This window comes from Micromonospora sp. NPDC005979, assembly GCF_040614415.1.
Lineage (GTDB): Bacteria > Actinomycetota > Actinomycetes > Mycobacteriales > Micromonosporaceae > Micromonospora.
Window position 1 is genome coordinate 178,319 of the sequence record NZ_JBEXUR010000003.1, and the last position, 15,383, is coordinate 193,701.

Annotated in this window: 14 protein-coding genes; 2 read left to right on the forward strand and 12 right to left on the reverse strand. The window is 70.0% G+C overall.

Annotated elements, in window-relative coordinates; all coding sequences use genetic code 11:
• Positions 1 to 3: 3 nt before the first annotated feature.
• The 7 genes from ABZ272_RS06950 to ABZ272_RS06980 all read right to left on the reverse strand — a co-directional run bounded on the left by ABZ272_RS06950 (position 4) and on the right by ABZ272_RS06980 (position 8,713).
• The gene (locus ABZ272_RS06950; protein WP_355048947.1) at positions 4 to 1,353 is read right to left on the reverse strand and encodes an ABC transporter permease; all 1,350 of its coding nucleotides are present in this window, start codon (positions 1,351 to 1,353) and stop codon (positions 4 to 6) included.
• Positions 1,350 to 2,996 (reverse strand): ABC transporter ATP-binding protein, encoded by a 1,647-nt coding sequence (locus ABZ272_RS06955; protein WP_355049314.1) that lies wholly within the window; start codon positions 2,994 to 2,996, stop codon positions 1,350 to 1,352. The genes ABZ272_RS06950 and ABZ272_RS06955 overlap by 4 nt, the downstream gene beginning before the upstream one ends.
• 189 nt (positions 2,997 to 3,185) lie before the next feature.
• The gene (locus ABZ272_RS06960; RefSeq protein ID WP_355049315.1) at positions 3,186 to 4,253 is read right to left on the reverse strand and encodes a BMP family ABC transporter substrate-binding protein; all 1,068 of its coding nucleotides are present in this window, start codon (positions 4,251 to 4,253) and stop codon (positions 3,186 to 3,188) included.
• Positions 4,254 to 4,531: 278 nt separating this feature from the next.
• The gene (locus ABZ272_RS06965; RefSeq protein WP_355048948.1) at positions 4,532 to 4,879 is read right to left on the reverse strand and encodes a hypothetical protein; all 348 of its coding nucleotides are present in this window, start codon (positions 4,877 to 4,879) and stop codon (positions 4,532 to 4,534) included.
• 68 nt (positions 4,880 to 4,947) lie between these two features.
• Positions 4,948 to 5,826 (reverse strand): sugar ABC transporter permease, encoded by an 879-nt coding sequence (locus ABZ272_RS06970; RefSeq protein WP_355048949.1) that lies wholly within the window; start codon positions 5,824 to 5,826, stop codon positions 4,948 to 4,950.
• Positions 5,823 to 7,463 carry an ABC transporter permease subunit gene (locus tag ABZ272_RS06975; protein WP_355048950.1) on the reverse strand — a complete coding sequence of 547 codons (1,641 nt, stop codon included), beginning with the start codon at positions 7,461 to 7,463 and terminating at the stop codon, positions 5,823 to 5,825. The genes ABZ272_RS06970 and ABZ272_RS06975 overlap by 4 nt, the downstream gene beginning before the upstream one ends.
• Positions 7,463 to 8,713 carry a maltose ABC transporter substrate-binding protein gene (locus tag ABZ272_RS06980; protein WP_355048951.1) on the reverse strand — a complete coding sequence of 417 codons (1,251 nt, stop codon included), beginning with the start codon at positions 8,711 to 8,713 and terminating at the stop codon, positions 7,463 to 7,465. The genes ABZ272_RS06975 and ABZ272_RS06980 overlap by 1 nt, the downstream gene beginning before the upstream one ends.
• Before the next feature lie 197 nt (positions 8,714 to 8,910).
• Between ABZ272_RS06980 and ABZ272_RS06985 the strand changes: the two genes are divergently transcribed.
• A complete protein-coding gene (locus ABZ272_RS06985) occupies positions 8,911 to 9,957 on the forward strand; it encodes a LacI family DNA-binding transcriptional regulator (protein WP_355048952.1) in 1,047 nt (348 codons plus the stop codon).
• 73 nt (positions 9,958 to 10,030) lie between these two features.
• Complete coding sequence (locus ABZ272_RS06990; RefSeq protein WP_355048953.1) at positions 10,031 to 11,653, forward strand: glycoside hydrolase family 13 protein; 1,623 nt, start codon at positions 10,031 to 10,033, stop codon at positions 11,651 to 11,653.
• A gap of 185 nt (positions 11,654 to 11,838) precedes the next feature.
• Here ABZ272_RS06990 and ABZ272_RS06995 read toward each other — a convergent pair whose 3' ends face one another.
• The 5 genes from ABZ272_RS06995 to trpS all read right to left on the reverse strand — a co-directional run bounded on the left by ABZ272_RS06995 (position 11,839) and on the right by trpS (position 15,373).
• Positions 11,839 to 12,276, reverse strand: a complete 438-nt coding sequence (locus tag ABZ272_RS06995) for a hypothetical protein (RefSeq protein WP_089017805.1) — start codon at positions 12,274 to 12,276, stop codon at positions 11,839 to 11,841.
• 86 nt (positions 12,277 to 12,362) lie between these two features.
• Positions 12,363 to 12,740 carry a GntR family transcriptional regulator gene (locus ABZ272_RS07000; protein WP_355048954.1) on the reverse strand — a complete coding sequence of 126 codons (378 nt, stop codon included), beginning with the start codon at positions 12,738 to 12,740 and terminating at the stop codon, positions 12,363 to 12,365.
• A gap of 8 nt (positions 12,741 to 12,748) precedes the next feature.
• Positions 12,749 to 13,672 (reverse strand): YhjD/YihY/BrkB family envelope integrity protein, encoded by a 924-nt coding sequence (locus ABZ272_RS07005; protein WP_355048955.1) that lies wholly within the window; start codon positions 13,670 to 13,672, stop codon positions 12,749 to 12,751.
• 79 nt (positions 13,673 to 13,751) lie between these two features.
• A complete protein-coding gene (locus ABZ272_RS07010) occupies positions 13,752 to 14,321 on the reverse strand; it encodes a 2'-5' RNA ligase family protein (protein ID WP_355049316.1) in 570 nt (189 codons plus the stop codon).
• 26 nt (positions 14,322 to 14,347) lie between these two features.
• A complete protein-coding gene (trpS, locus tag ABZ272_RS07015) occupies positions 14,348 to 15,373 on the reverse strand; it encodes a tryptophan--tRNA ligase (RefSeq protein WP_355048956.1) in 1,026 nt (341 codons plus the stop codon).
• Between the last annotated feature and the right edge of the window lie 10 nt (positions 15,374 to 15,383).

Here is a 15,383-nt window from a genome sequence, read left to right on the forward strand (position 1 = left end):
GCGTTACCAGCCCTTCGCCAGGCTCGTCTGCAACCGGGCGGCCCGTGCGGCCCGGAGCTGGAAGATCGCCTTCACCAGGGCGGGTGCGGCGATGAAGATGACGATCAGCGCCTGGAGCACGGTCACCAGCTCCAGCGAGATGCCGGAGTACGACTGCATCCGGTTACCACCGGCCTGAAGCGCACCGAACAGCAGCGCGGCGAGCAGCACTCCCCACGGCTTCACCCGGCCCAGCAGCGCCACCAGGATGCCGTCGAAGCCGATCTGCGCCACCACCAGCGGCGTCAACGCGCTGGCGGTGGAGCCGAGCACCATGTTCGAGCCGCCGAGACCGGCCAGGATCCCGGAGGAAACCATGATCAGGATGTACGTCCGGGTCACGCTGATGCCGGCCGTCCGCGCGGCGTCCGGGTTGGCGCCGACCGCCCGCAACTCGAAGCCGAGGGTGGACCGGTTGAGCAGCCAGGCGACCGCCCAGGTGGCCAGCACGGCGAGCAGGATGCCGGCGTGCACCCGCAGGTTGTCACCGAGCAGACGGGGTAGCTGCGCGGAGGTGTCCACCGCCTTGCTGATCGCGTCGGTCCGGGTCGGGTCCTGTACGCCGTTCTGCACGATGAGCCAGGTCAGGAAGTACGTGGCGACGTAGTTGAGCATGATCGTGTTGATCACCTCGTGGGCGCCCGCGCGAGCCTTGAGGATGCCCGGGATGAAGCCCCAGATCGCCCCGCCCAACGCGCCGGCGAGCACCGCCACCAGCAGGTGCAGGCCGGGCGGCAGCGGCAGCAGGAAGCCGGCCAGTGCGGCCAGGATGACGCCGACGGTCGCCTGACCCTGCGCGCCGATGTTGAACAGGCCGCCACGGAAGGCCAGCGCCACCGCCAGGCCGGTGAAGACCAGCGGAGCGGCGTACGTCAGCGTCTCGGAGATCGGCGCGAGCACGGCCTGCCAGCCGTTGCTGCCGTTCACCCAGCCGGAGAACGCCTCGGGGTCGAAGATCGAGCCCTTGAACAGGTTCGCGTACGCCTCGCTCACCAGCGTCCAGCTCGAACTGAACGCGTCCGAGGGGCGGGCGGTGATGTAGGTGTAGGTGTGCAGCACGTCCGGGTCGGAGACGACCATCAGCACCGCGCCGACGACGATCGCCAGCACCAGCGACAACAGGGTCACCGTGAAGGTGTTGGCCGCCCAGAGGTTGTCCAGGAAGAGCCGGCCCAGGGACGGCTTCGGCTCCGGCGTCTTCTCCGTCGTGGTCGTGCCGGCCCGCTCGGTGTTGCCGAGGGCGTTCTGGGCCGCCTGCGCCTCGCTCGCCGGCTCCTTGTCCGGAGAGCCCGACTGCGGATTGGGGTTGGTCATGCCTCGTCCTCGCTCGCGGGGCCGTCGGCGCGCGCCGGACCCCCGTCGGCCGCGCCACCAGAGGTAGCCGTGCCGGGCTGGGCTGCGGTGCCGGCGGTGGTCGCGTCGGGCTCGGCCGGCGCGCCCGCGCCCGCCGCGTCCGGGTGGATGCCGGCCATCAACAGGCCGATCTCCTCACGCGGGGTGTCCGGGCCGACGATGCCGATGATCCGTCCGCGGTACATCACCGCGATCCGATCGGCCAGCCCGACCACCTCGTCCAGCTCGCTGGACACCACCATCACGGCGGTGCCGATGTCCCGCTCGTGGATGATCTGGCTGTGGATGAACTCGATCGACCCGACGTCCACGCCACGGGTGGGTTGGGCGGCGATGAAGAGCTTCAGCGGCCGGGACAGCTCCCGCGCCACGATCACCTTCTGCTGGTTGCCACCGGAGAGGGTGCCCACCGCCGCGTCCGCCGATGAGGTGCGGACGTCGAACTGCTCGATCCGCTCCTTCGCTGAGCTGGCGATGGCGTCCGGCTTCAGGGCGAGCCCGCTACCGAAGGGTGGCCGGTCGTAGATGTCCAGCACCAGGTTCTCGGCGACGCTGAACTCCTTGACCAGGCCGTCCACGCTGCGGTCCTCGGGCACGTAGCCGACGCCGGCCCGGAGCACCCGCTTGGGCGTCCAGCCGTCGATCCGGTCACCGCCCAGGCTGACCGTGCCGGCCAGCACCGGGCGCAGACCCATGATCGCCTCGATCAGCTCCGTCTGGCCGTTGCCCTGCACGCCCGCCACGCCGAGCACCTCACCCGCGCGTACGGTCAGGTCCACGCCGTCGACCGCCCGGATCTGCCGGTCGTCGTCGACGACCAGCCCGGCCACCTCCAGCACCGGCTCGCCCGGCGTGGCCGGCGACTTGTCGACCGTGAGGCGCACGCTGCGGCCCACCATCAGCGCGGCCAGCTCGTCGCGGCTGGTCTCCGGCGAGGCCGTGCCGACCGTCTTCCCGCGTCGGATCACCGTGATCCGGTCGGCGATCGCCTTGACCTCGCCCAGCTTGTGGGTGATGAAGACGATCGACTTACCGGCCGCCTTGAGCGACCGCATGACCGTCAACAGCTCGTCGGTCTCCTGCGGGGTGAGCACCGCGGTCGGCTCGTCCAGGATGAGCAGGTCGACGTCGCGGGTGAGGGCCTTGACGATCTCCACACGCTGCTGGATGCCGACCGGCAGGTCCTCGATCACCGCGTCGGGGTCGACCCGCAGGTTGTAGCGCTCGGACACCTCCGTGACCTCGCGCCGGGCCCGCCGCCGGTCCAGGAAGCCGGCGATGCCGCCCCGGACCTGCTCGGCGCCGAGCATGATGTTCTCGGCGACGGTGAACACCGGCACCAGCATGAAGTGCTGGTGCACCATGCCGATCCCGGCCGCGATGGCGTCGGACGGGCCCTTCAGCCGCAGCGGCGTGCCGTCGACCAGAATCTCGCCCTCGTCGGGCTGATAGAGCCCGTAGAGCACGTTCATCAGGGTCGACTTGCCCGCGCCGTTCTCGCCGAGCAGGGCGTGGATCTCTCCAGGCTCCACCGTCAGATCGATGTGGTCGTTGGCGACCAGATCACCGAACCGCTTGGTGATGCCGCGCAGTTCGAGTCTCAGCGCAACCTCCTGGAGTGCGAGCGATGGTGCAGCCTAGCTGCCGTCGAGCGGACCGGAGCGGCCTGGCCGACGCGGTGCGCGATCGGCCGCCCCGACCCCCACGGTCACCCGCGGGGCCGAAGCGGCCGATCGGTCGTACCTGTGCCCCGCAGACCCCCCGATGATCTCACCGGAGAGGTCCGCCGGACGTCACTTGGTCGGCTGAGCCTTCGAGGTGACGGTGATGGTGCCGGCGGCGATGTCCGCCTTGATCTTGTCGACCTCGGACTTCAGCTCGGCCGGAACCTTGCCGTCGAAGTCGTGGTACGGGGCGATCGAGACACCGGTGTTGGCCAGGGTGCCGACGAAGCCGGGGTTGGCCTGCAGCTTCTCGCCACCGGCGGCCTTGACCACGGCCTCCTTGACGGCCTCCGGGATGTTCTTCACCACGGTGGTGATGATCGCGGCGCAGTCCGGGGTGCTCTCGCAGCCGTCGACGTCCACCCAGATGGTGTTGTACTTACCGCCCGAGGCCTTGGCCGCCGCGGTGGTGCCGAGGCCGGAGCCGCCGGCGACCGGCATGATGATGTCCGCGCCCTGGGCGACCAGCGCGTCGGAGACCTTCTTGCCCTCGTCCTGCTTGGCGAAGTCGTTGGTGAAGGAGCCCTTCTGGGTCTCCTTGTTCCAGCCCAGCGCCTGGACGTTCTTCTTCTTGGTGGTGTTGTAGTACGCCACGCCGTCGACGAAGCCGTCCATGAAGATCGTCACCGGCGGGATCGGCAGACCACCGTAGGTGCCCACCTTGCCGGACTTGCTCATCCCGGCGGCGAGGTAACCGGCCTGGAACGCGGCCTGGGCGGTGTCGAACTGCATCGGGTAGATGTTGGCGTCACCCGGCTTGGCGTCGACGATGCCGAACTGCTGGTTCGGGTTCGCCTTGGCGATCTTGGAGGTGGCGTTGGCCATCAGGCCACCGACCGCCAGGATGAAGTCGCACTTCTGGTTGACGTACTGCGTCAGGTTGGGCTCGTAGTCGGCCTCGGCCTTCGACGCGACGTACTTGATGTCGATGTTGTCGTTGGCGGCCTTGGCCTCCTGGAGGCCCTTCCAGGCCGAGGTGTTGAACGACTTGTCGTCGATGCCGCCGACGTCGGTCACCATGCAGGCGCTGAACTTCTTGGCGCCACTGCCGGCGTTGTTGTCATCATCCGGGGCCTCGCCACACGCGGCGGCGCTGAGCACGAGCCCACCTGCCGCGAGGATCGAGGCGATCCGCATCCCACGCACCGAGCGCAAGACGTCTCCTTCCCATTGCACACCGCGCCTAGTGCGGTGGCAGCCCATCAGCCGACCTGCGGGTGTGCCGCCGGCTGTCCCACGTTACGGACGGGAGCGTACGCCCGCGCCCACCCACCGGCCGACAATCGTGCACGACTGTTGAGTGCCTGTTACCCGGGTGTAACCCTTGCGTGGGGCACGTCACTCTTCGTGCTGCTAACCGAGCCCCCAGGTGTCGCCGAAGTCCGGTTTCCGGGGTGCGGTTCCCCCCTCGGACGCTACCGCCAAAAGACCGCCACCGCCGCGTTCACCAGGGTCAGGCCGACGATCGCGAGGAAGTGGCCACGGTTGACCACGTCCCGCTTACGGGAGAAGAAGACCATGACGAAGATCAGCAGCGCGATCACCAACTTCGTCACAAGTTTCGCCGGGTTCGGCTCGTCGTCACCGCCACCGCGCAGGGGCGCGGAGAGCCCGAGACCGGTCAGCAACTGGATCACGGCGCCCCAGAGCATGGCGGGGTTGATCCGCAGCTTCCCGCTGACGTACTGGGCGATCGAGCCGCCGAGCAGCAGGGCGAAGCCGATCAGATGGACATAGAGGAGGATGAGTCGCAGTGCTTCCACGCCGCCCATCCTCCCCTATCAACGACAGTTTGTAGTAGTGGGGTCGGTCGATCGGCGCGTCGAAGGGCTCACCCCTTCACCGCGCCGGAGGTGAGGCCGGAGACGATGAAGCGCTGGAGGAACTGGAACACCAGCACGGTCGGGATCGCCGTGAGCAGGGTGCCGGCCGCGAAGATCCCGAAGTTGGTGTTCCGCTCGGCGCCCTGCAACATGCCCCGCATGCCGACCGCGAGGGTCTTGGCGTCCGTGTCGGTGAGGAAGACGCTCGCCATCAGGAACTCGTTGATGGTGTTGATGAAGGCGAGCAGCCCGGTCACCGCGAGGATCGGCGCCACCAACGGCAGCATGATCCGGAAGAAGACCTGCGCGTGCGACGCGCCGTCCACGGTGGCGGACTCGTCCAGCTCCCGGGGCAGGGTGTCGAAGAAGCCCTTCATCAGCCAGGTGTTCACCCCCAGCGCACCACCCAGGTAGAGCAGCAGCAGGCCCCACGGGGTGTTGAAGCCGACGGCCGGCCACAGGTCGGTGATCGTGCCGAAGATCAGGAAGATCGCCACGATCGCCAGGAACTGCGGAAACATCTGGATCAACAGCAACGACAGCAGCCCCACCCGTCGACCCTGGAACCGCATCCGGGAGAAGGCGTACGCCGCGAGCGCCGAGAGGAACACCGAGGCGAACGAGGCGCCGCCGGCGATGAGCAGCGAGTTCAGGAACCAGTGGGCGAACTCGGTACGCGCGAACAGGTCCCCGAAGTTCTCGAACGACACCCCGGCGGTCGGCACCAACTCGGTGGACGAGAGGGTGCCGAGCGGATTGAGCGCCGCCGAGACGACGAACACGAGCGGGAAGAGGCTGAACAGCACGCCGAGCAGTCCGACCAGGTGCCGCCAACCGACCTGGGCGAACCAACGGTTCCGCCGTCTCGGGTTGATGGGCGTGGTCACGCGTACACCTCCTCCTGTTGACGGGTCCGCCGGAAGCTGATCGCCGACACCACGGCGACGATGGCGAAGATGAACAGCGAGATCGCCGCGGCGAAGCCGAACTGTGCCGCCTGCCCACCGAACGCCAGCCGATACGTGTAGGTGATCAGCAGGTCGGTGGCGCCATTGCTGGGGTTGTCCGCCGGGAACGGCGCACCCTCGGTGGTCAGGTAGATCGCGTTGAAGTTGTTGAAGTTGAACGCGAACGACGAGATCAGCAGCGGCGAGAGCGCGACCAGCAGCAGCGGCAGGGTGACCGCGCGGAAGGACTGCCAGGGTGAGGCCCCGTCGACCGAGGTGGCCTCGGTCAACTCCCGCGGGATGGCCTGGAGCGCGCCGGTGGCCACCAGGAACATGTACGGGTAGCCGAGCCAGAGCTGCACCAGGATCACCGCGGCGCGGGCCGTCCAGTCCTGACCGAACCAGTCGACGCCGAGCCCGAACAGGTTGTTGATCAGCCCGAAGTCGGTGTTGAACATGTCCCGCCAGACCAGCAGCATCGCGAACGACGGCATGGCGTACGGCAGGATCAGCAGCATCCGGTAGAGGTTGGTGCCCCGCATCCGGGGCGAGTGCAGCGCGAGCGCGATCAGCAGACCGAGGACGAACGTGCCGCCGGTGGAGCCGATCGCGAAGGCGAAGTTCCAGACCAGCGTGCCGAGGAACGGCCCGGAGATCCGCTCGTCGGTGAGTACCCGGGTGAAGTTGGACAGCCCGACGTTCACCTTCCACCCCTGGGCCAGGCGCTCGCCGTCGGCGGCGACGAACACGCCGGCCTCGCCGTCCGCGGTCCAGGTCCGGCCGCTCTCACTGTCCCGGACGCAGTCGCAGCCCGCGTCGTACGCCCGCACGGCCCTGCCCTCGTACGCCCGAGACAGGCCGGACGAGCGCAGCGCGCCGCCGGCGGTCGGCACCACCAGGTCGGTGATGTCCCTGCTGCGGGCGCTGGCCTGGCCGACGTTCAGCACGGTGTAGCCGTCGGCCGCGGTGACCTTGCCACCGGGGGCGACGGTGACCGCGCCGGGGTCGAGCGGACGCAGACCGCCGCTGTCGCCGACGGAGACGGTGCCGGTCGCCGGGTCGGTGACCAGGAAGACCAGGGCGCCGGCGGCGGGGTCGCCCTTCGTGGCGACGGACATCGGGTACTGGGCGGCGCCCGCGACCTGCCGCACCGAACTGCTCTGGATCGCGACGATCGCGTCCTCCTTGCTGCCCCGGTGGCCGTCGCCGAAGTTGGTGAAGGCCGTGCTCGCGGTGTAGAGGACCGGCACGATCTGGAAGGCGATCAGGAGGAGCGTGCCCGGGACGAGGTACTTCGCCGGGACGTGCCGGCGGCCCGCGTACAGGTAGAACAGCGCGGCGGTGGTCAGCGCCAGCACCGCCAGCCCGATCCACTGTTCGGCCTGCACGAGCGGGAACGCCGCCCAGATCGCGATCCCGGCCACCAGGCCGAGCAGGATCACCTTCGCGGCGAGGCCGGCTGCGGTGATCGGCGCGTGGTTCCGCGCGGTACGGGACGTGCGCGGGGACCCGGTGCCCACGGGTCCCCGGCCCGGAGCCTGCTGGGCAGTCCCCGGGCCGGACGACGGCGTACTCATTACTTGATCGAACCGGCGATCGTCCGGCCGGCCGCGGTGACCGTGCTGGTGGGGTCGGCGCCGCCGATGACGGCGGCCTCCGCCTTGCCGAACGGGTCCCAGATCGCGGCCATGGCCGGGATGGCCGGGAGCACCTGACCGTTCCTGCCGGCCTCGATGAACTTGGCGAGGTCCGGGTCGCTGCCCTTGACCTGGTCCAGCGCGGCGGTCAGCGCCGGCGGACGCGGGTCGGCCTGGTAGAGCGCCACCGCCAGCTCCGGCTTGGCGACGTGGTTGACGACGAACTCCTGGGCGAGCGCCTTGTTCTTGCCCTTGGCGGCCACGTAGAAGGACTGGACGCCGATGAACGGAGCGGCCGCCTTGCCGCCGGCGAAGCCGGGTACGGCGGAGATGTCGTACGCGATGCCGGCCTTCTTCACGTCGGCGGTGGCCCACGGCCCGGAGATCAGGAAGGCGCACTTCTTGCCGGTGAAGGTGGCGGTCGCGTTGGTATCGGCGATGGAGCGCTTCAACACGCCCTCGCCCTTCTCGCCGAGCGCGGCGATCTTCTTGAACGCGGCGATCGACTCCGGCTTGCCGACGCCGAGGTCCTTCGGGTCGTAGTCCCCGTTCGCGGTGGTGCCGAAGAGGTAACCGCCGGCCGAGGCGTACAGCGGGTAGATGTGGTACGCGTCGCCCTTCTGTCCGACCTGGAGGCAGAGCGTCTCGGTGACCTTCTTCTGCGCCTTGAGCTGCTTGCCGGTGGCGACCAGGTCCTCGATCGTCTTCGGGGCCTCGGGGGCCAGGTCGGTGTTGCGGATCAGCGCCAGGTTCTCCTGGGCGTAGGGCACGCCGTAGAGCTGGCCGTTGAACGTGACGGCCTTGACGGCGCTCTCGCTGAAGGCGGCCTTCTGTTCGGCGGGCAGCTGCACCGGATCGATGGCGCCGTTCTGGACCAGGTTGCCGATCCAGTCGTGCGCGCCGATCACCACGTCCGGACCGCCGCCCTGGCTCGACACGGTGACGAAGTTGTTCTGGAGGTCCTCGTTCGGGACGGCCTGCACCTCGACGGTGACGCCGTTCTCCTGGCCGAACTTCTCGGCGAACGGCTTGAGCGCCGCGGTCCGCTTGTCGTCGGCCCAGATCACCAGTTTGCCGCCGGCTGCCGTGGGGGTTTCCTTCGTGGCCGGCTCGTCGCTCTCGCCACCGCAGCCGGAGGCGGCGAGCGCCAGGCCGAGAACGGCAACCACACCCGCGGTACGGATGCGCATCGGTACTCCTGTCGTCATGGCGGTCGGCCGGGGGAAGGACGGAACCGCCAGTGGAAAGCTGGAATTTCTTGCTGATCGGCGCAGCGATATTGCGCTGTCGCCCTCGTATGTTGCGGGGACGTTAGCAAGACGTTGCAGACAATGGAAGGGCTTGCAGAGAGCCCCGCAAGAACTTGCCGGTGGGCTAAAGTGCCGCCATGCGCGCTCGACTGTCCGACATCGCCCAACAGGCCGAAGTCAGCGAGGCCACGGTGTCGCGGGTGCTCAACGACCGCCCCGGCGTGGCACCGGAGACCCGACAGGCCGTTCTCACCGCCCTCGACGTACTCGGCTACGAGCGACCGGCGCGACTGCGCAAGCGCAGCGCCGGCCTGGTCGGTCTGGTGGTGCCGGAGCTGGACAACCCGATCTTCCCGGCGTTCGCGCAGGTCATCGAGTCGACACTGGCGCAGAGTGGGTTCACCCCGGTGCTCTGCACCCAGACCGCCGGCGGCGTGACCGAGGACGAATACGTGGAGATGCTGCTGGACCGGCAGGTCTCCGGAATCGTCTTCGTCTCCGGCCGGCACGCCGACACCGCCGCCAACCACGACCGCTACCGGGCATTGATCGCCCGACCGCTGCCGGTCGTGATGATCAATGGATACGTCCCCGACGTCGCGGCGCCCTTCGTCTCCTGCGACGACCGGGAGGCCGCCGACCTGGCGGTGGCCCACCTCGTCGCCCTCGGGCACCGGCGGATCGGCCTGATCACCGGCCCGGACCGGTTCGTGCCGGTGCGGCGCAGGGTGGCCGGCTGGCGGGCGGCGATGACCCGGCTGGCCGGCATCGCCGAGGCCGATCTCGCCCCCCTGGCCGAGCTGACGCTGTTCGGTGTGGAGGGTGGCGAGGCGGCGGCCGGCCGGCTGCTCGACCGTGGCGTCACCGGACTGGTCTGCGGCTCCGACCTCATGGCGCTCGGCGCGGTGCGGGCGGCCCGGCAACGCGGCCTGTCCGTTCCGGGCGACCTCTCGGTGGTTGGCTACGACGACTCGCCGCTGATGGCCTTCACCGACCCGCCGCTGACCACCGTGCGGCAACCGGTGACCGCGATGGCGGTGGCCGCGGTCCGGGCCCTGGTGGACGAGATCAACGGGCACGGCGCCCCGCACTCCGAGTACCTGTTCCGACCCGAACTGGTCGTCCGCGGCTCCACCGCAGTGGCCCCGGCCGCCGTGCGGTTTCCTTACGCAAGATCTGCTTGACTCTTGCAAAGGCGGGCGGCATATTGCTCACACAGCCGCGCCCGAGCCTGAGACAGACGGGGAAACATCACCAATGACCGTCAGCACCACCACCCTGCCCCGCGCCGACGACGACTGGTGGCGCTCCGCGGTCGTCTACCAGGTCTACGTGCGCAGCTTCGCCGACAGCAACGGTGACGGCGTCGGCGACCTGGAGGGCATCCGCGAGCGTCTGCCGTACCTGCGCGACCTCGGGGTGGACGCGCTCTGGCTGACCCCCTTCTACACCTCCCCGATGGTCGACGGCGGGTACGACGTCGCCGACTACCGGGACGTCGATGAGATGTTCGGCACGCTCGCCGACTTCGACGCGATGACCACCGACGCACACGCCCTCGGCCTGCGGATCATCGTCGACCTGGTGCCCAACCACACGTCCAGCGCGCACCGCTGGTTCGTCGACGCACTCGCCGCCGGTCCGGGGTCGCCCGAGCGGGCCCGCTACCTCTTCGCCGACGGCAAGGGCGCGCACGGCGAACTGCCCCCCAACGACTGGGAGAGCATCTTCGGCGGCCCCGCCTGGACCCGGGTCGCCGACGGCCAGTGGTACCTGCACCTGTTCGACCCGGCCCAGCCGGACCTGAACTGGCGGCACCCGGAGGTTCGCGCCGAGTTCGAGGACGTGCTGCGGTTCTGGCTGGACCGGGGCGTGGACGGCTTCCGCGTCGACGTGGCCCACGGCATGATCAAGGCCGAAGGGCTGCCGGACGTTGGCTTCAGCACGGCGACGACCGGGCAGCGCCAGGTCGACCTGCTCGGCAGGGCGCGGCTGCCGTACTTCGACCAGGACGAGGTGCACGAGATCTACCGTGCGTGGCGGCCCATCCTGGACAGCTACCCGGGCGGTCGGATGGCGGTGGCCGAGGCGTGGGCCGAGACGCCACAGCGACTGGCCCGCTACATCGGCCCGGACGAGCTGCACCAGGCGTTCAGCTTCGACTTCCTCGACGCCACCTGGTCGGCCGACTCGTTCCGCAAGGTGATCGACACCGCGCTCGCCGAAGCGACGGTGGTCGGCGGGCCCACCACCTGGGTGCTGTCCAACCACGACAAGCAGCGACACGTCACCCGCTACGGTGACGGCCCCGACGGACTGCGCCGGGCGCGCGCCGCCAGTCTGTTGATGCTCGCGCTCCCCGGCTCCGCCTACCTCTACCAGGGTGAGGAGTTGGGCCTGCCCGAGGTTCTCGACCTCCCCGACGAGCTACGGCAGGATCCGGCGTTCCTGCGTACCGGGGAGAGCCGCGACGGCTGCCGGGTGCCGATTCCGTGGAGCGGAGAGCTGGCGCCGTACGGCTTCGGCCCGGCCGGCAGCGAGCTGAGCTGGCTGCCCGCCCCGGCGACCTGGCGCGCCCTGTCGGTCGACACGCAGGCCGGCACCCCGGGCTCGACGCTGGAGCTGTACCGGGCGGCCCTGCGCATCCGCCGCGAGCATCCGGCGCTGGCCGCGGACGCCGGCGAGGTCACCTGGTCACAGACCGAGCCGGGCGTGTTGGCGTTCTCCCGCAGCGCGGGTGACACCGTGCTGACCTGCGTCGTCAACCTCAGCGCGGCGCCCGTGGCGGTCGACGGGTACGGCCCGCCCGTCGTGGCGAGCGCGCCGCTCACCGACCAACTGCTGCCCGTCGACGCGGCCGCCTGGTTCGAACGGCGCTGAGCGGGTAAGCCAATCTCGACCCGGTCGTCCGTCGTGCCCCGCGCCAACGGGCGACTGGGCTTGCCGGCCCCTTGTGGTGGGGGGTGAGGTGCACCGGCGCCACGCGGAACGGATTCCGCGCGGCGCCGGTGTTCGTGTGACGCCCGTGGTGCGCTCCGGCCCCGGGCCCCCGACCGACGGTCGGGTCACTTCGCGGTGAGCAGCGCCGCGATCCGGGTGAAGCCGGCACGCACCTCGGCCTCGTCCGGCGGCTCGGCGGGCTCGCCGTGACCCGCCTCGTCGGCTGCCGCGTCCAACTCCTCGTCGATCACGTCCTCGAAGTCCCCGTACAGGTCGGCCCCCTCGACCTGCCGGGCCTCGTCCTCGGCGGCCACCTGGGCGGCGGCGATCTCGCTGCGGATCTCGTCGGCCGACAGCGCCGGCAGCAGCGGTTCCACCACTGCCATCAACTGTTCCTCGGCCACCACCGCCTCGGCCAACGCCAACGCGTGCGGCCGCTCGTACGGCCCGCAGACCACCGGCTCCCACTCGTCCAGGTCACCGAGCGGCCCGAAGGTGATGATCCACGGCAGGCCGAGCATCGGCGAGTCGGCCGGCAGGTCCAGTGTCATGAGTGCGCCCACGGGCTCATCATGGTCCGCGAACGTGAGCGCCGGTGGCGTTCTGTTCAGTTACCGCCCGTCCGGCGGCCGATGAGAGACCGGTCGGCTCAGTCGTGTCGGGTGGCGTCCAGGGCGGCCCGCACGAGAGCGACCGCACGGTCCGGGGACACGCCGAGCCGCCGCGCCTCGGCGGCGTACTCGACGGCGACCCGGTGCAGCCGGTCGACGGCGTCGTCCCTCCCGGGCGCGACGAAGGTGCCGTTGCGTCCCCGGGTCTGCAACAGGCCGGCCGCCTCCAGCTCCCGGTAGGCCCGCGCCACCGTGTTCGCGGCCAGTCGCAGGTCGGCCGCGAGCTGCCGGACGGTGGGCAGGCGGTTGCCCACCGGCAACCGGCCGTCGCCGATCAGCTCGGCGAGCTGCACACGGATCTGCTCGTACGGCGGCACCGGCGAGTCCTGGTCGACGGTGATCAGCACGTCGGACATCTCCACCCTCACCCCGCACCGCCCGGAGCGCCGGGGTCGGTGTCCTCGTCGACATCCACCGCGGGAGCGCCCTCCGCCAGGTCTACCACGCGCCCACTCCGGCTGGTCGCGAGCAGCGCCGCGCCGAACAGCACCAGTTGGTTCAGCAGGTAGAGGTAGAGCAGCAGACCGACCGCGCCGGCCACCACGGTGTACGCCGGGTTTCGCTCGGTGCGCACCACGTAGTACCGCCCGAGCGTGTTGAGCAGCGTGATGCCGACCGCGACCAGCAGCACCACCGGACGCAGCCGGGACCGGCTCATTCGCAGCCGGGGCACCGCGAGCAGCAGCGCGGTGGCGAGCACCGCGTTGACCAGCACGCTGAGGACGGCGCTGACGGTGGTCAGGCCGACCGACCCGGTGCTGCGCAGCAGGAAGCGCAGCAGCGATTCCAACGCGTCCACCGCCGCCACCGAGAGGCCGAGCAGCACGAAGACGCCGATCATCACCCCGAGGTCGACCAGCCGCCGGACCACGAGGTTGCCGGGCTGCTGGTTGAGCGCGTACATCAGCCGCTGCGAGGAGCGGATCGCCTCCACCCAGCCGATGCCGGTGAACACGAGGATGACCAGGCCGACCACACCGACCGTCCCGCTGGAGTTCGCGATCTGCTGCGCGTCCAGGAACGGCAGGTTCTCCTTCAGGAACCCGGACGCCGCCTCGCTGACCTCGTCGTTGTCCTCCAGGATCGCGCCGAAGACGGAGTACGCGACCAGAGCGAGAGCGAAGACGGCGAAGAAGCCGTAGTACGCGATCGCCGCGGCGAGCCTTCCTGCCAACACGTCGGCGTAGAGCGTCCCGGCACGCCACACGTGGTCGAACAGGCCCGACCGGGCCCGCGCGGCACCCACCCAGCGGTCGATGCCCGCCTCGATCCGGCCGATCACGTTCACGCGATCATCCTCGCCGATCTCCCGCCGCCGTCCCGGCAACCAGTACAAGACCGCTCGCCAGCCGGCGCGCCGCCGAACGTCAGTCGCCGAGGCGGAAGTCCCGGCGGGGCTGCCACCGGGCCGGCCCACTGTGCGAGAACAGGGTGAACGCGTCGACCTCGAACATCGCGGAGAAGTCGGCCAGATCCTCGTACACCTTGTCCAACGCCTCCGGAGCGACGTCATGCGCGACGGTGACGTGCGGATGGTACGGGAAGCGGGTCTGGCGGTGCAGGCCCGGCGCGGCCGCGATGGCCGCGGCCAGCAACTCGCATTCGCTGATGCCGGCGGCCACCGCGACGAACACCACCTGGGTCACCGGCCGGAACGTGCCGGTCCCGCGCAGGTGCAGCGTGAACGGCAGATGCGCGGCGGCCACCGTGGCGAGGTGCCGCTCGATGCCGGGCAGCTCGTCGGTCGGGATCTCGGTCGGACCGAGCAGCGTCACGTGCGCGGGCACCGCGAGGGGATCACCCGCCTCGACCCGTCGCCGGGTGAGCTGCGCCCCCCACGGCTCCGGGATGTCCACCGCGATGCCGATCTGCACGGTGTCGCCCGACGGTGGCACCCCGCCACTGCGATCCACGCTCCGTGCCGCCACGTCGGCCACCGACTCGCCCACCCGTCCCCGCAGCGCTATTCGCCGCGCACCGGCGGGAAGAAACCGACCCGCTCGTACGCGGACCGCAGCGTCTCGCCGGCCACGGACCGGGCCTTCTCCGCGCCGGCCGCGAGCAGCTTGTCCAGTTGGGCGGGGTCGTCGAGGTACGTGCGCGTGCGCTCCTGGATGGGACGGACGAACTCCGCCACCTGATCGGCCAGCTCCTTCTTGAGGTCGCCGTAGCCGCGACCCGCGAACGCGGACACCAGGTCGTCGATGCCACGCCCGCTGAGCGCCGAGTAGATGGTCAACAGGTTGGACACGCCCGGCTTGGTCTCGGCGTCGAAGACGATCTCCCGACCGGTGTCGGTCACCGCGGAGCGGATCTTCTTCGCCGAGCGGGCCGGGTCTTCCAGCAGGTCGATGATGCCGGCCGGCGAGGACGACGACTTGGACATCTTGGCCGTCGGGTCCTGCAGGTCGGTGATCTTCGCGGTGTCCTTGACGATGTGCGGCGCGGGGATCGTGAACGTCGCGCCGAACAGCGAGTTGAACCGCTGGGCCAGGTCGCGGGAGAGTTCCAGGTGCTGACGCTGGTCCTCGCCGACCGGCACCGCGTTGGCCTGGTAGAGCAGGATGTCGGCGGCCTGCAGGACCGGGTAGGTGAACAGCCCGACGCTGGCCCGCTCGTTGCCCTGCTTCTGGGACTTGTCCTTGAACTGGGTCATCCGGCTGGCCTCGCCGAACCCGGTGATGCAGCCGAGCACCCAGGCCAACTGCGGGTGCTCGGGCACCTGCGACTGTACGAACAGGGTGCTGCGGTCCGGATCGATACCGACCGCGAAGAGCTGGGCGGCCGCCACCCTGGTCCGCTGGCGCAGCACCGCCGGATCGTGACCGGCGGTGATCGCGTGCAGGTCCACCACGCAGTAGAACGCGTCGTGGGTGTCCTGCAGGGCCACCCAGTGCCGCACGGCTCCCAGGTAGTTGCCGAGGTGGAACGAGTCGGCCGTCGGCTGGATGCCGGAGAAGACGCGGGGTCGCTCGGGAACGTCGGGCATGACGATAATT

What these genes read in the sequence shown, in the direction of transcription:
- ABZ272_RS06990 (WP_355048953.1), top strand. Translation starts at nt 10,031, where the DNA reads ATGACCGTCAGCACCACCACCCTGCCCCGCGCCGACGACGACTGGTGG.
- trpS (WP_355048956.1), bottom strand. Translation starts at nt 15,373, where the DNA reads ATGCCCGACGTTCCCGAGCGACCCCGCGTCTTCTCCGGCATCCAGCCG.
- ABZ272_RS06950 (WP_355048947.1), bottom strand. Translation starts at nt 1,353, where the DNA reads ATGACCAACCCCAATCCGCAGTCGGGCTCTCCGGACAAGGAGCCGGCG.
- ABZ272_RS06975 (WP_355048950.1), bottom strand. Translation starts at nt 7,463, where the DNA reads ATGAGTACGCCGTCGTCCGGCCCGGGGACTGCCCAGCAGGCTCCGGGC.
- ABZ272_RS06985 (WP_355048952.1), top strand. Translation starts at nt 8,911, where the DNA reads ATGCGCGCTCGACTGTCCGACATCGCCCAACAGGCCGAAGTCAGCGAG.
- ABZ272_RS06960 (WP_355049315.1), bottom strand. Translation starts at nt 4,253, where the DNA reads ATGCGGATCGCCTCGATCCTCGCGGCAGGTGGGCTCGTGCTCAGCGCC.
- ABZ272_RS06980 (WP_355048951.1), bottom strand. Translation starts at nt 8,713, where the DNA reads ATGCGCATCCGTACCGCGGGTGTGGTTGCCGTTCTCGGCCTGGCGCTC.
- ABZ272_RS07000 (WP_355048954.1), bottom strand. Translation starts at nt 12,740, where the DNA reads ATGTCCGACGTGCTGATCACCGTCGACCAGGACTCGCCGGTGCCGCCG.